The organism is Rhodococcus sp. FH8 (assembly GCF_019266085.1).
Lineage (GTDB): Bacteria > Actinomycetota > Actinomycetes > Mycobacteriales > Mycobacteriaceae > Rhodococcus_F > Rhodococcus_F qingshengii.
Map to the genome: position 1 here is coordinate 195,622 of NZ_LPNQ01000057.1, position 13,732 is coordinate 209,353.

Here is a 13,732-nt window from a genome sequence, read left to right on the forward strand (position 1 = left end):
CCGCTCCGACCGCAAATCCTATGGCGTGATCGGCTGCGCTGCGCCGACCTTCTCGGCAAGAATCCGGAACTCTTCCGGCGTCGCCGCGCCCGTGAGCAACAGGCGAACATCCCCGACGTCGGTGACCCAGATCGACTCGACACCTTCGCCGCCGAAGACGTTCCACGTATCGGCGCCGACGGTCTCGACTCCGGTCGCGAATCGCTGTCCACCGGCAACGTGTGACACCAACGGGAATTCCTCGGCGTTGCTCTGTGTCAGCTGAATGTAGCGACCGCTGGTCGTGATGAATCCCACAGTGCTCGAATCTCCGCCACCGTCGCCGGAGATGATCTTGCGACTGCCGGAGTTCGGGGTCCACCCGTCCGGAACACCGGGATTACGGATGGGAAATCCGAGTTCCTTCGCGTCGTAGTTCAGAGCTGCGTCCACGTCGACGCTCGGGATAGGCCCCTGTGTCGGGCCGCCAGGACTGAACGTGCACTGGCTGGCGATGCCCGCAATGATGATGCAGAACAGCACCAACGGTACGAGAGACCAGACCATGTCTTTGTTGTCTTCGAGAATGCGGGGTTTCTTCGATGCCACACCCCCAGTATCCAGGTACTGCGCAGTAGATACGATTCCCGGTCCCCTTCGAGCGAGACAAAACGTCGCAGCGGCGACCCGACAGCGCACGTAGCCGCTCCCATCTGGGACAATGACGCCTGAAGAAACCACTGCGTCGACACACCCCGTCGACCGCGACCGCGCCAGGAGGCACCGCACATGACGGCCAGCAGCACTCATCGTGAGACCCCGGACCGTAACCTCGCACTCGAATTGGTCCGAGTCACCGAAGCCGGTGCTATGGCTGCCGGCCGCTGGGTAGGCCGCGGCGACAAGGAAGGCGGCGACGGAGCAGCCGTCGACGCTATGCGTCAGCTCGTCTCCTCCGTCTCGATGCGCGGCATCGTCGTCATCGGTGAAGGCGAGAAGGACGAAGCGCCGATGCTGTTCAACGGCGAAGAGGTCGGAAACGGCGACGGCCCCGACTGTGACTTCGCCGTCGACCCGGTCGACGGCACCACCTTGATGTCCAAGGGCATGCCCAACGCAATCTCTGTTCTGGCTGTTGCCGAGCGCGGCGCGATGTTCGATCCGTCGGCCGTGTTCTACATGGAGAAGATCGCTGTCGGGCCGGATGCCGCAGATGTCATCGACATCAGCGCACCGATCGCCGAGAACATCAAGCGCGTAGCCAAGGTCAAGAAGGCGTCGGTCTCCGACATCACGATCTGCATCCTGGACCGCCCGCGTCACAACCAGCTGATCCAGGACGTTCGCGACACCGGCGCCCGTATCCGTCTGATCTCCGACGGTGACGTTGCCGGCGCGATCGCCGCAGCGCGTCCGGAGTCCGGCACCGACATGCTCGTGGGCATCGGCGGAACGCCAGAGGGCATCATCGCCGCAGCAGCCATGCGCTGCATGGGTGGATCGCTACAGGGCAAGCTGGCCCCCACCGACGACGAAGAGCGTCAGAAGGCCATCGACGCCGGTCACGATCTCGATCGAATCCTGTCCACCGAAGATCTCGTCTCGGGCGAGAACGTCTTCTTCTGCGCCACCGGCGTCACCGACGGTGACCTCCTGCGCGGCGTCCGCTACTACGGCGGCGGCGCCAGCACGCAGTCCATCGTGATGCGTAGCAAGTCCGGTACCGTTCGCATGATCGACGCGTACCACCGTCTCGAGAAGCTGCGCGAGTACAGCTCCGTCGATTTCGACGGCGAAGAGGGCGCGGTTCCCCCGACGTTCTGATGGGCTCCGCCCCGTGAGTGGTTAGGGAGTCCCTGCATTCCTCAACCGCTCACGGGGGACGTAGTCCCCTACCCGCTCTCGAAAAGTGGCAATGTGGAGCCATGACGGAGAGCAACGATCAACAGTTCCGAATCGAACACGACACCATGGGCGAAGTTCGGGTGCCCATCGACGCACTGTGGCGAGCACAGACCCAGCGTGCAGTCGAGAACTTCCCGATCAGCGGGCGCCCGCTCGAGCGCACCCAGATCCGCGCAATGGGCTTGCTGAAAGCAGCGTGTGCGCAGGTCAACAAGGACCTCGGACTCCTCGACGCGGACAAGGCCGACGCAATCATCGCCGCCGCGAACGAGATCGCCGAAGGCAAGCACGACGATCAGTTCCCCATCGACGTCTTCCAGACCGGCTCGGGAACCAGTTCGAACATGAACGCCAACGAGGTCATCGCATCCATCGCGAAGGCCGCCGGTGTGGACGTACATCCCAATGATCACGTCAACATGTCGCAGTCCTCCAACGACACCTTCCCCACCGCCACGCACGTCGCAGCTACCGAAGCAGCGGTCACCGATCTTGTTCCGGCACTGGAACATCTACATGCTGCGCTTGCCACGAAGGCGACCGAGTGGAAGACCGTCGTCAAATCCGGACGCACCCATCTGATGGACGCTGTGCCGGTCACGCTCGGTCAGGAGTTCGGCGGCTACGCACGTCAGATCGAAGCCGGCATCGAGCGCGTCAACGCAACACTCCCCCGCCTCGGCGAGCTGCCGATCGGCGGAACAGCAGTCGGCACCGGTCTCAATGCTCCGGATGGATTCGGCCCCAAAGTTGTTGCCGAACTGGTCAAGTCGACCGGTGTCGACGCGCTGACTCCGGCGAAGAACAGCTTCGAAGCGCAGGCCGCGCGTGACGGACTGGTCGAGGCATCGGGCGCGCTGCGGACCATCGCCGTCTCACTGACGAAGATTGCCAACGACATTCGGTGGATGGGATCGGGTCCGCTGACCGGACTCGGCGAGATCGCACTCCCTGATCTGCAGCCGGGAAGCTCGATCATGCCCGGAAAGGTGAACCCGGTCCTGCCCGAGGCAACCACTCAGGTTGCGGCTCAGGTGATCGGAAACGACGCCGCCATCGCGTGGGGTGGCGCCGCCGGAGCTTTCGAACTCAACGTCTACATCCCGGTCATGGCCCGCAACCTGCTGGAGTCGTTCACCTTGCTGGCCAACGTCTCTCGACTGTTCGCCGACAAGTGCGTCAGCGGACTGGTCGCGCACGAGGAGCACCTCAAGACACTCGCCGAATCTTCGCCGTCGATCGTGACGCCCCTCAACTCGGCAATCGGTTACGAGGAAGCCGCAGCCGTCGCGAAGCAGGCACTCAAAGAGAAGAAGACGATCCGTCAGGTCGTCATCGAACGCGGACTCGTCCCGGACAAGCTGAGCGAGGAAGAACTCGACAAGCGTCTCGACGTTCTGGCGATGGCGAAGGTCAAGGACTGAACAAACAAAAGAGTGGCGGTTTCCACTTCGGAAACCGCCACACTTTTCCCTACACCGTAGTGGTTGCCCGCCACTCGTCGGTGCGATCGGGGCTCGCCTCGGCCAATGCCTTCAGCGTCGCTTCGCGATCGAAATCCTTGCCGTACACGGGAGTTCCCGGCTGCTGACGCCAGGAATCGTCGATCGTTCCCGCATCGACGGGATCGAAGCCCAACTGATTGATCAGATCGAAGACGACCTGCTTGTTCGCGTCGTCGTCGCCGGCGATGGGTAGCGCAATGCGCCCCTCTGCACCTTCGGGAAGCCCCTTCTCGAGGAGATGCTTCCACCAGATTCCGTTGAACGCCTTGAACACCGGTACACCCAGGTGTTCCTGCACCCATCCGCTTTCGGTCTGTCCGTCCTCGATGGCGGCGATCAGACCGTCACGCTGTTGCGGGTAGTAGTTGTTGGTCTCGATGACCGGGGCACCGGCGACCGCACCGCTGAGAATCCCCGCCGGTAGATCAACCACGTTCTTCTGCGGAATGCTCACGATGACCAGCTCGGCACCCTCGGCGGCCTCGGTGCTGCGGACTGCCTTCGCACCCGTCTCGGCTTCCAGTTCTGCAAGCGTGTCCGGTGTCCGCGAGTTCGAGACGCGCACGTCGTGACCGAGCGCAGCGAGCCTACGTGTGAGCGTGCCACCGATCTGACCGGCTCCGATGATTCCGATGCGCATGACCCTGCTCCTTCGTCGTGTGCAGTGGCGATCGCGCCACCGCTGCATTCGTCAACGACGAGAACGCACCGGGTCATTCCGCACCGGCCATTTCAACTCCCGTTGATTCAATCGGTTGACGAATCGAGTGCGAGTTTGATGCGAACACTGACCGGGTCGGTCTGCAATCCGCGAAAGGCAGAGGCCGTCAGCGCCGATCTGATCTTCCCCGACGCAAATGTCTTCACCCGCGCCGGCACGTCGTCGTCCGGCATGATCTGGGCCTGTCCGTCCACCCACTCGCCGCGGCGACGGATCCGAACCTTCGGTATCGCAGAGATATTGGCACCCCACCCCGTGCCGGTGCCATGCTGCGCAATGACCCACGCCTCGTCACCGTCGTAGGTGATCGCAACGGGCACTCGGCGGGTCAGACCGGTTCGGCGTCCAACCGTCTCGATCTCGGTCATCAACGACGGCATCAAACCGATCCGATTCAATCCGGTGACCAGCGGATTGGCGAAATACTTCCCGACTGCGACTTCGATTCTTCGTTTTCGTGCAACTGACGTCGGTACCGGCATGTCGTTTCCTCTCCTCCGAAGCTGGTGCTCGAAGCAACAGCTCTATACCGCACGATATAACCACTGTTCGGGGAGTTTTGCCACCAAGAATCTCCGTCGATGCCCACCACCTGCACACAACACTTGACTGTGTCTGTCGGTTACATCTAGTCTCAGATTAGTTCCTATACCGATCGACATACTGGGAGGCAGTGATGAACACACCTCGAGACGCCTCGTTGCCATGACCGGCCCGCAGACGCGTTGTCCGATCGCCGCAGCGCGTCGCAAGTGGGGAGTACCAAGAGAATCAGCGGCACCAGATGATTCGAACAGCACTGCGATTGCATACGATGGCGGGATGGCCGACTCCGATTCCCGCACTCTGATGCTGGTCGGCGCCATCAATGCCTTCCGTGAACACGGGATCGCGACGACCTCGCTCACCGAGATCGTCGAACGCTCGGGTGCTCCCCGCGGGTCGGTGTACCACTACTTTCCCGAGGGCAAAGGACAGCTGGCCGGCGAAGCAGTTGCCTACTTCGGCCGGGGCGTCAGTGCCGCCATCAGTTCGATGATCGCTCAGTCTTCCCCACCGGAGATCATCGACGCGGTTGTCACGATATTTCGAAACAGCTTGGTAGAGAGCGATTTCACCTCCTCCTGTCCGGTCGCAGCCGCGGCAGTGGAGGGCGCGTCGACGCCGGCGGCATTAACTGCTGCGGGCGAATCCTTCACCTCGTGGGAATCGCTTCTCACATCGTTCTTCTGGCAGCAGGGACAGCCGTCCGAGACTGCAGCACAGTGGGCAACCGTCGTGATCGCGTCAATCGAAGGCGCGACGCTGATGGCAAAAGCTCAGCACACCACGGCGCCTCTCGATCGCATCGGCGCTCACCTCAAGGCTCTGGTCTCGGCCCCGAGCTGACCAACCCTCTTTCTTCCAACCGCTGCTGCCGTCCGCGCAGGAGCAGAGATGGCGTACAAACATGTCTCACACACTTGCACCGGCGCCCTCGGCGCCCATGATGACCAAGTCCCGTCGATTCACTGCGCTGATCTTCATCTGCCTCGCCGAACTCCTTGTCGTGCTGGACAACACAGTGGTCAACGTCGCACTGCCGACGATGAGCGTCGACTTGTTCGCCAGCGTCAGCGACCTGCAGTGGATCGTCGACGCGTACACGTTGACCTTCGCCGGGTTCCTACTCACTTTCGGCCACCTGGGTGACCGCTTCGGACGCCGCCGAGTGATGATCATCGGCTTGATCGGCGTCGGTGCGATGTCGCTCGTCGGCGCCTTGGCTTCCAACCTCGAACAGGTGATCATGGCGCGAGCCGCCATGGGTGTCTTTGCCGCAGCTGTCTTTCCGGCTACGTTGGCCATGATCACCAACATCTTCACCGACGCCAGAGAACGAGCCATCGCCATCGCGGCCTGGACCGCAATGGCCGGCTTCGCGATTGCCATCGGCCCGACTGCGGGCGGCTGGCTTCTCGAGCACTTCTCCTGGCACTCGGTGTTCTGGATGAACGTTCCGGCAGCATTGTTGGTCATCGTGGGTGTGCTGCTGGTTGTTCCGGAATCGAAGGCGCTCCACGTCGGCCGATTCGATTTCGTCGGAACAATCTTGTCGCTACTGGGCATCGTCATTCTGGTGTGGACCATCATCGACGCACCACATCGCGGATGGGTGTCGACATTCAGCATCACGGGATACCTCTCTGCGACAGTGTTGTTGGCCGCATTCGTCGCATGGGAACTGCGCACCGACGCGCCGATCCTGAACATGAATCTCTTCCGAATCCGGCGGTTTTCTTTCCCCGCCTTGGCTATTGCTGTCAGCTACTTCAGCATGTTCGGATTCTTGTTCCTGATCACGCAGTACTTCCAGGGCGTTCGGGAGTACTCGCCGCTCGAATTCGGCATTCACTCTTTGCCTTTCGCTGCAGCTGTCGCCGTGGGCGCCCCAGTCGCCACCTTGGCGGCACAGAAACTCGGCACGACTGCAGTGATGGTGTTCGGCCTCCTGGTACTCAGCGGCGGGATGTTCCTGGCGGGTCGGACGACCGTCGAGACGCCCTACCTCGGACCCGTCGTGATCTCGATGGTCCTCATGGGTCTGGGCCTCGCAATTGTCCAGGGACCGGCTACCGACTCCATCATGTCCTCGGTGCCCCTCGACGAAGCGGGCGCAGGTTCGGCAGTCAACGACACGACGCGTGAGCTCGGCGGGACCCTGGGCGTCGCCGTCATCGGTTCGATCGTCGCCTCGTACTACACGTCCAAGGTGGCTCCGATCGTCGATGCCATTCCCGACGCCGTGATGTCGGCGCAGGAGAAAGGCTTCGCTCGTGAGTCCGTGCTCAGCGTCATCGAGATCCGCTCCCGCGACATCAGTCCGCTCTTCGAGCAGCAGAAGGACAGTCTGATCTACACGATGAAGACCGCATGCCTGGAAGGTTTCGCCATCGCGTCGTACTTCACAGTCGGAGCAGCATTGATCACCGCTCTGCTGGTCGCGTTGTTGCTCCCTTGGAAGCCGGTCACGGAAGGCTCCATTCTCGGCAGTCTGACAACCAAGACCCCGAAGTAGCTACAAGGTTTCCCGATTTGTCCCAATATCAGCCCGCCGTTCCCCGATACTGGGTTGACCGAGTGGTACCGACGACAACCCTGCTAGGGAGAATCTCGTGTCCATCACCAGTAGAAACAGCTCGCGACTGTCGGCAGCGGCGGTTCCGGTAGTACTGACGGTCGCCCTGCTCGCCGGATGCTCGTCCGATTCAGACACCACCTCGGCGCCCGGGCCGGTCGTCAGCGACGCCAGCCCGGGTCTCGACGCCGGGGTGCCGATCCCGGACGGGCAAATCGACGACGCGGTCGGGAAGCTCGACGACCTCGCGAACGACCTCATGGCAAGTTCCGGTGTTCCCGGCATGGCGGTGGCCGTGGTGCACGGAGGTAAGACTGTGTACGCAAAGGGATTCGGGGTTCGCGAGTTGGGTAAGAGCGCCACCGTCGATGCCGACACCGTGTTCCAACTGGCATCGGTGTCGAAATCGGTCGGGGCCACGGTGGTCGCCCACGAAGTCGGAATCGGGACCGTCGACTGGGACACTCCGGTGATCTCGAAACTGCCGGGGTTTGCGCTTGCCGATCCGTGGGTGACCGACCACCTCACGATCTCCGATCTCTACACGCATCGGTCGGGGTTACCGGACCACGCCGGCGACGGGCTGGAGGACCTGGGCTACAACCGGGCTCAGGTACTCGAAAAACTTCGCCAACTACCGCTCAATCCATTCCGAATCACATACGAGTACACGAACTTCGGCGTCACAGCCGGTGCAGAGGCCGTTGCAGCCGCGGCGGGCACCGATTGGGAAACGCTGTCGCAGAACACGATCTACGGTCCGCTCGGTATGACTTCGACGTCTTCGCGGTTCGCCGATTACCAAGCCCGAGAAAATCGAACAGTCGGCCACATCCTCGAAGACGGAAAGTACAAGGTAGGGCCGGTTCGGGACGCCGACGCCCAATCCCCCGCCGGTGGAGTCAGCTCCTCGGTGAACGACATGGCCAAGTGGTTGGACATGGTGCTGTCGGGCGGTCGGTATCAGGGGCAGCAGGTCGTTCAGACGGAGGCGCTCGTGCCCGCAGTCAACCCGGAAATCGTCTCGCGCCATGCGCAGGAAATCGGGGAACGCTCCGGCTTCTACGGCTACGGGTTCAACGTTTCCGACAGCGCGGCAGGCCGTGTGACCGCCAGCCACTCCGGCGCCTTCCTGCTCGGTGCCGGGACCAATTTCGTGACGATTCCCTCCGCTGACGTCGGCATAGTCGTTCTGACCAACGGCACGCCCACCGGCGTCGCAGAGACTTTGACCGCCGAATTCGCCGATCTGGTGCAGTTCGGGAAGATCACCCGCGAGTGGCGCCCGCTGTACGAAGCGTCCTTTGCCTCACAGGCCGACCCTGAGGGCGAACTTGCCGGGAAGACGCCGCCGGCCTCCCCCGCTCCCGCGCCACCGACAGACCAATTGACCGGCGACTACGGCAATCCGTACTGGGGTCCCGCGCTCGTGACGCAGCAGAACGGTGCGCTGACCTTGACCATGGGTCCCGCGGCCGCGACGTACCCTCTGACCCACTGGGACGGAAACACCTTCACGTTCCCGCTCAGCGGCGAGAACGCACCGGCCGGGACGGTCTCGAAGGCCACCTTCGACGGAAACTCGCTAACCTTGGAGTACTTCGATCACGATCATCTCGGTACCTTCATCCGGGCAACACCGGCCGAATAATCAGCCAAGGACACCCCATGAGTAGTTCGACAGCCACGGTGAACGCAATGTTCGCGGCCCTCACCGATTTCGACGTGGACGCCGCAGCCGAATTGATGACAGACGACATCGTCTGGCAGAACGTCTCGCTCCCCACCCTGCGAGGCAAGAAGACCGTCGTGCGAGCGCTACGTCTGGTCACCAAGCCTTCACTGAAATTCGAGGCGGAGATGCACCACATCGTCGGCGACGAGTCCACGGTGCTCACCGAACGCACCGACATCCTCACCGTCGGACCGTTGCGCATCGAGTTCTGGGTATGCGGAACTTTCGAACTGCGCGACGGCAAGGTCTGCGTCTGGCGGGACTACTTCAGTCTGCGAGACGTCGCGTGGGGCGTGGTGACCGCGGTCGGCCGCGCAGTCGTCGGGACCGGGACACGAAGTAGGCTTGCTCCGGCCTGAAATCACCTGCCGAAAGCGAGCGAACCTGCCATGTCCGAAAACACCACGCCTGACTCCTTCGACGCCGGATTGGCTGTGCGCACCGAAGTCATGGGGGCCGATTTCGTCGACGCCGCCTTCGAGCGCACCCGGGGAACGGACAGCGAAGAACTGCAGAACTTCGTGACGGCCAACGTCTGGGGTTCGGTATGGACGCGTCCCGGACTCGATCGCCGCAGTCGCAGTCTGATCAATCTGGGGATGCTGATCGCGCTGCGCGCCGAGAACGAACTCAAAGGCCACGTACGTGGGGCATTGCGAAACGGATTGACGCGCACCGAGATCGTCGAAACCGTGATCCACGCGAGCGCGTATTGCGGCGCGCCGGCGGGGCTGGCGGCGATGCGTGTCGTGCAGGAAGTTCTCGACAACGAACTGGGACCGCTGCAAAACTGAACAACTTCAAACCCAGGCATCTCCCCGTGCAGACCGAAGTCCGCACGGGGAGATCACTTCTCAGGAAGTGGGGCCGAACTCCTCGAGCATGTCGGTCACCAACTCGGCGATCGGCGAACGCTCACTGCGCGTGAGTGTGATGTGCGCAAAAAGCGGGTGCCCCTTGAGCTTTTCGATGACGGCCGCAACTCCGTCGTGCCTGCCCACTCGCAGGTTGTCACGCTGCGCGACATCGTGCGTGAGGACCACTCGCGAGCCGGTTCCCAGACGAGAAAGCACTGTCAGCAGAACATTTCGTTCGAGCGACTGCGCTTCGTCGACGATCACGAACGAATCGTGCAGCGACCGACCGCGAATGTGCGTCAGCGGCAACACTTCCAGCATTCCGCGGGCGAGAACCTCCTCGAGAACCTCTGGCGAGGCCAACCCGTCGAGAGTGTCGAAAACGGCCTGAGCCCACGGGCCCATCTTCTCGCTCTCACTACCGGGAAGGTAGCCGAGTTCTTGTCCGCCAACGGCATACAACGGACGGAAGACGACAACCTTGCGCTGAGTGCGCCGCTCGAGAACGGCTTCCAGACCTGCCGTCAGAGCCAAGGCCGATTTACCGGTGCCCGCCTTACCACCGAGAGAGATGATGCCGATGCTCTCGTCCATGAGGAGATCGAGCGCAATGCGCTGCTCGGCGGAGCGGCCGTGCAACCCGAACGCCTCGCGCTCACCGCGCACCAACTGGATGCGCTTGTCGGGAGTCACCCGACCGAGGGCGCTCGACGAGCCACCGAGCAGACGAAGACCCGTGTGACACGGCAGATCTCGTGCTTCGTCGAGGTCCAGGAAACCCTCGTTGAACAGCTCGTCGATGTCCGTCGAGGCGACGTCCAGCTCGGTCATGCCCGTCCATCCGGATGGCACGACGTCGTGAGCGTGGTACTCGTCGGCAGGTAGTCCCACCGCGCCTGCCTTCACACGAAGCGGTATGTCCTTACTGACGAGGACTACGTCCTTGCCCTCCGCCGCGAGGTTCAGCGCGCACGCCAGAATCCTCGAATCGTTACTGTCCGTGCGGAATCCGACGGGTAGGACCGCAGGGTCGGTGTGATTGAGTTCGACCTGCAGTGTCCCGTTCTCGGTGCCGATCGGTACCGGACGGTCGAGGCGGCTGTATTCGATCCGGAGATCGTCGAGCATGCGGAGCGATTCTCGGGCGAACCAGCCCAGTTCGTGGTGGTGTCGCTTGCCTTCGAGTTCACTGATCACGACCAGTGGGAGTACCACGTGGTGTTCGGCGAATCGAGTGACAGCCCATGGATCGGACAGTAGTACCGAGGTATCCAAGACGTACGTGCGAAGTGCATCTCCCGAATGATTCCCGGCTGATAGATCAGCCCGGGCCGAGTGGGCAGAGACGGAGCGTGATGCAGTCACGTTGGGCTCCTAGGTCTGCGCGGCACCCGCGCAAACTCAGCTCGCTGGGCCGGACGGCTCTGGTGTCAGGTGACGCTGTGTCAGCTGAAACAAGGGCCGGGCGCCGGCCCTCTCGTACTGAGTGTTTCAGTCACGATCAGAACCTCCCGCACAAGTAACTTCTGGTTACTCGTTACTGCCGACGGTACTGCGGATCGGACACTCGCGCCACGGAACGAGCCGCACATCTGGTGAACGCCAGGTAACAAAATGCCACTCGTGTGATTCGGCGTCACTCAGGACTCGATCAGACCCCACTTGGCGGCGCGCACCGCTGCCTGAACCCGCGAATTGGTTCCGGTCTTGACGAAGATGTTCTCGAGGTGGGTGGCGACGGTGCGACGGCTGACGAACAACTCCTCGGCGATCTCGACATTGCCCGCGCCCCTGGCCACCAATTGCAGTACTTGGATCTCGCGTGGGCTCAGATGGACACGATCGAGCGCCACCTGGTCCCCCACCACGCGCGAGCAGGCTGCGCTGGACGCCGCCACCACCTCCCGTACGCGATCGACGACGCCGGAATCCGCGAAGCTCATGTGCAGCAATCCGGTCACCTCACGGCCGGAGAACCCCAATGCGACCGACGCACCCTCGGCGTACCCGGACGGCCGCAGAACATCGGTGACCATCTCGACCTGCTCGAATCGTGGCACGTCCTGCCAGAACACGGGCACGCCCGACGCCTCGCGAATGATGCCGAAGAGATTGCGATCGGCGACGAAGTCCTCGAGCAGGAACTCGAGCACCCTGGCGTCGTATCCGGAACTCGCCAGAGCCCGATGCCTTCCGGTCGACGGGTCTCGGTACGTGACCGCCGCAGCCGAGTACGCGAGTCCACGTGCGCGGAGTTCTTCGGCGCACAGGCCGAGAATGCCGTACGCCCCGGCCGCCGGCGATCGCGGCGCGAACATGTCAGGTCCAGCGCCGCGATCAGGCAGTACAGACGTCATCACACCAATCTAGCCAATCGTGTGAGCTAGGCCACGACCAGTGAATCGGCCGGCTTCTTGTCCGCCCACGGACGTGCCGCTTCGAAGTTCGCGGCAGTCCGCAGAACCATTGCGTCCCGGCGGTGACGTGCGGCGATCTGCAGCCCCACCGGTCGACCGTCGGCGGTGAATCCGGCGGGCACGGTGATCGCCGGATTGTTGAGCATGTTGTACGGGTAGGTGAAGAGCCAATCGAGCAACTGCTCACGCAGCGACGCACCTTCGAGCCACGACGGCGCGAACTGACTGAGCGGGAACGTGGCCGAAGCCAGGGTCGGCGAGACCAACACGTCGTAGTCGTTCATGAACGCGGTCCACGTGTCCCACATGACGCCGCGGAATGCGTCGGCCCGCCCGACGTCGACACCGGTGAGCCGCTCGGCCTCGTGCATGATCTCGATCAGGTTGTCGTCGACCTCGCCGCGCTGGTTCTCCCAGTCGAGCAAGTCGTATTCGGAAGCGAAACCGGGAACCCAGATGCCGTTCCACATCGACTCCGACGGATTTCCCCACTGCGGGGTCGCCTCGGTGATCCGGGCACCCAATTCCTCGAATGCCGACAACGCGTCGAGACACACCGCCAGCACCTCCGGATCAACATGGCCGAGACCGAGATTCGTCGACCACGCCACGCGAAGGCCCTTCACGTCGCCCTTCGAGGCTTCGACGTACGAGGTCTCGGCACGCTCGATCGAGAGCGGGTCCGCATTGTCCGGCCCGGCCATGATGTCGAGCATCAGCGCGTTGTCGGCAACAGTCCGGGTGATCGGACCGTGATACGCCCAGTTGTAGAAGCGCCCGGCCAGGATGGTCTGCGGGATGACGCCGGTGGTCGGCTTCAACCCGACGACCCCGCAGAGCGCCGACGGGATACGCACCGATCCCGCGCCGTCACTGCCCTCGGCGAGTGGCCCGAGGCCTGCAGCCACAGCAGCCGACGCACCGCCACTGGACCCGCCCGCGCTGTTGCCGAGCTTCCACGGGTTGTGCGTCGGCCCGTACAGGTGGTTGTCCGTGCCTCCGTAGTAACCACTTTCGGGAGTATTCGTCTTTCCCAGGAACAGTCCGCCGGCGCCACGCAGCCTGTCCACGACGACGGCATTTCCCGTCGCGATGTTGTCGGCCATCGGCTTCATCCCGAACGTGGTCGGCAGCCCGTCGACTGCCGTCAGATCTTTGATCGTGAACGGAACGCCGTGCAGCGGGCCGAGTTTCTCGCCCGCTTCCTGTTGCCGTGAGAGTTCGGCCGCATCGCGCGTCACCTGCTCGCGATCGAACTGGACTATCGCGTTGATCGACGGATTGACGGCGTCGACGCGCTGGATCATCGCTTCGGCAATCTCGTTGGGCGAGAGACTGTTCGACGCGACCGACGCCGCCATCTCGGTAGCGGAGAGCCAATGCAGATTCTGTTCGGTCATGGGGTTTCCTTCGCCGGAGGGGTGATGCTCTCAGGCTAGGAAGCGCCGAACTCGGCCACCATCGGTCATGTGACCGATGCCACAATCCGCGACTG

At 62.8% G+C, this 13,732-nt stretch carries 13 protein-coding genes; 7 read left to right on the forward strand and 6 right to left on the reverse strand.

The features are described 5' to 3' along the window. Positions 1 to 18 precede the first annotated feature (18 nt). Complete coding sequence (locus ATN38_RS03565; RefSeq protein ID WP_003945206.1) at positions 19 to 588, reverse strand: DUF4245 domain-containing protein; 570 nt, start codon at positions 586 to 588, stop codon at positions 19 to 21. Positions 589 to 768: 180 nt separating this feature from the next. On the opposite strand from ATN38_RS03565, the gene glpX reads away from it, so the two are divergent. Beyond that, a complete protein-coding gene (gene glpX, locus ATN38_RS03570; protein ID WP_003945202.1) occupies positions 769 to 1,803 on the forward strand; it encodes a class II fructose-bisphosphatase in 1,035 nt (344 codons plus the stop codon). A gap of 101 nt (positions 1,804 to 1,904) precedes the next feature. Beyond that, on the forward strand, positions 1,905 to 3,308 hold the full coding sequence (locus tag ATN38_RS03575; protein ID WP_003945220.1) for a class II fumarate hydratase: 1,404 nt from the start codon (positions 1,905 to 1,907) through the stop codon (positions 3,306 to 3,308). Positions 3,309 to 3,357: 49 nt separating this feature from the next. Here the strand turns inward: ATN38_RS03575 and ATN38_RS03580 are convergent, their stop codons facing one another. Then, positions 3,358 to 4,077: an NADPH-dependent F420 reductase gene (locus ATN38_RS03580; protein WP_080552824.1), complete on the reverse strand. Its 720-nt coding sequence runs from the start codon at positions 4,075 to 4,077 to the stop codon at positions 3,358 to 3,360. Between the two features lie 59 nt (positions 4,078 to 4,136). Then, positions 4,137 to 4,592 (reverse strand): nitroreductase family deazaflavin-dependent oxidoreductase, encoded by a 456-nt coding sequence (locus tag ATN38_RS03585; RefSeq protein WP_047270323.1) that lies wholly within the window; start codon positions 4,590 to 4,592, stop codon positions 4,137 to 4,139. Positions 4,593 to 4,932: 340 nt separating this feature from the next. Here ATN38_RS03585 and ATN38_RS03590 point away from each other — a divergent pair, with 340 nt between their 5' ends. The 5 genes from ATN38_RS03590 to ATN38_RS03610 all read left to right on the forward strand — a co-directional run bounded on the left by ATN38_RS03590 (position 4,933) and on the right by ATN38_RS03610 (position 9,757). Continuing rightward, a complete protein-coding gene (locus tag ATN38_RS03590) occupies positions 4,933 to 5,499 on the forward strand; it encodes a TetR/AcrR family transcriptional regulator (RefSeq protein WP_003945239.1) in 567 nt (188 codons plus the stop codon). 97 nt (positions 5,500 to 5,596) lie between these two features. Continuing rightward, positions 5,597 to 7,168 carry an MFS transporter gene (locus ATN38_RS03595; RefSeq protein ID WP_047270321.1) on the forward strand — a complete coding sequence of 524 codons (1,572 nt, stop codon included), beginning with the start codon at positions 5,597 to 5,599 and terminating at the stop codon, positions 7,166 to 7,168. A gap of 97 nt (positions 7,169 to 7,265) precedes the next feature. Further along, positions 7,266 to 8,879 carry a serine hydrolase gene (locus tag ATN38_RS03600; protein ID WP_007726361.1) on the forward strand — a complete coding sequence of 538 codons (1,614 nt, stop codon included), beginning with the start codon at positions 7,266 to 7,268 and terminating at the stop codon, positions 8,877 to 8,879. Between the two features lie 17 nt (positions 8,880 to 8,896). Beyond that, a complete protein-coding gene (locus ATN38_RS03605; RefSeq protein ID WP_007726363.1) occupies positions 8,897 to 9,322 on the forward strand; it encodes a limonene-1,2-epoxide hydrolase family protein in 426 nt (141 codons plus the stop codon). 30 nt (positions 9,323 to 9,352) lie between these two features. After that, positions 9,353 to 9,757: a carboxymuconolactone decarboxylase family protein gene (locus tag ATN38_RS03610; RefSeq protein WP_003945227.1), complete on the forward strand. Its 405-nt coding sequence runs from the start codon at positions 9,353 to 9,355 to the stop codon at positions 9,755 to 9,757. Between the two features lie 60 nt (positions 9,758 to 9,817). On the opposite strand, the gene ATN38_RS03615 is transcribed toward ATN38_RS03610, so the two are convergent. From ATN38_RS03615 to ATN38_RS03625, 3 genes are all read right to left on the reverse strand, one after another. After that, positions 9,818 to 11,185 (reverse strand): PhoH family protein, encoded by a 1,368-nt coding sequence (locus ATN38_RS03615; RefSeq protein WP_003945274.1) that lies wholly within the window; start codon positions 11,183 to 11,185, stop codon positions 9,818 to 9,820. A gap of 275 nt (positions 11,186 to 11,460) precedes the next feature. After that, entirely contained in the window at positions 11,461 to 12,177 is a 717-nt protein-coding gene (locus tag ATN38_RS03620) for a LuxR family transcriptional regulator (protein ID WP_037132017.1), read from the reverse strand. A 26-nt stretch (positions 12,178 to 12,203) separates the two neighbouring features. Beyond that, a complete protein-coding gene (locus tag ATN38_RS03625) occupies positions 12,204 to 13,637 on the reverse strand; it encodes an amidase (RefSeq protein ID WP_214927030.1) in 1,434 nt (477 codons plus the stop codon). Positions 13,638 to 13,732: the final 95 nt, after the last annotated feature.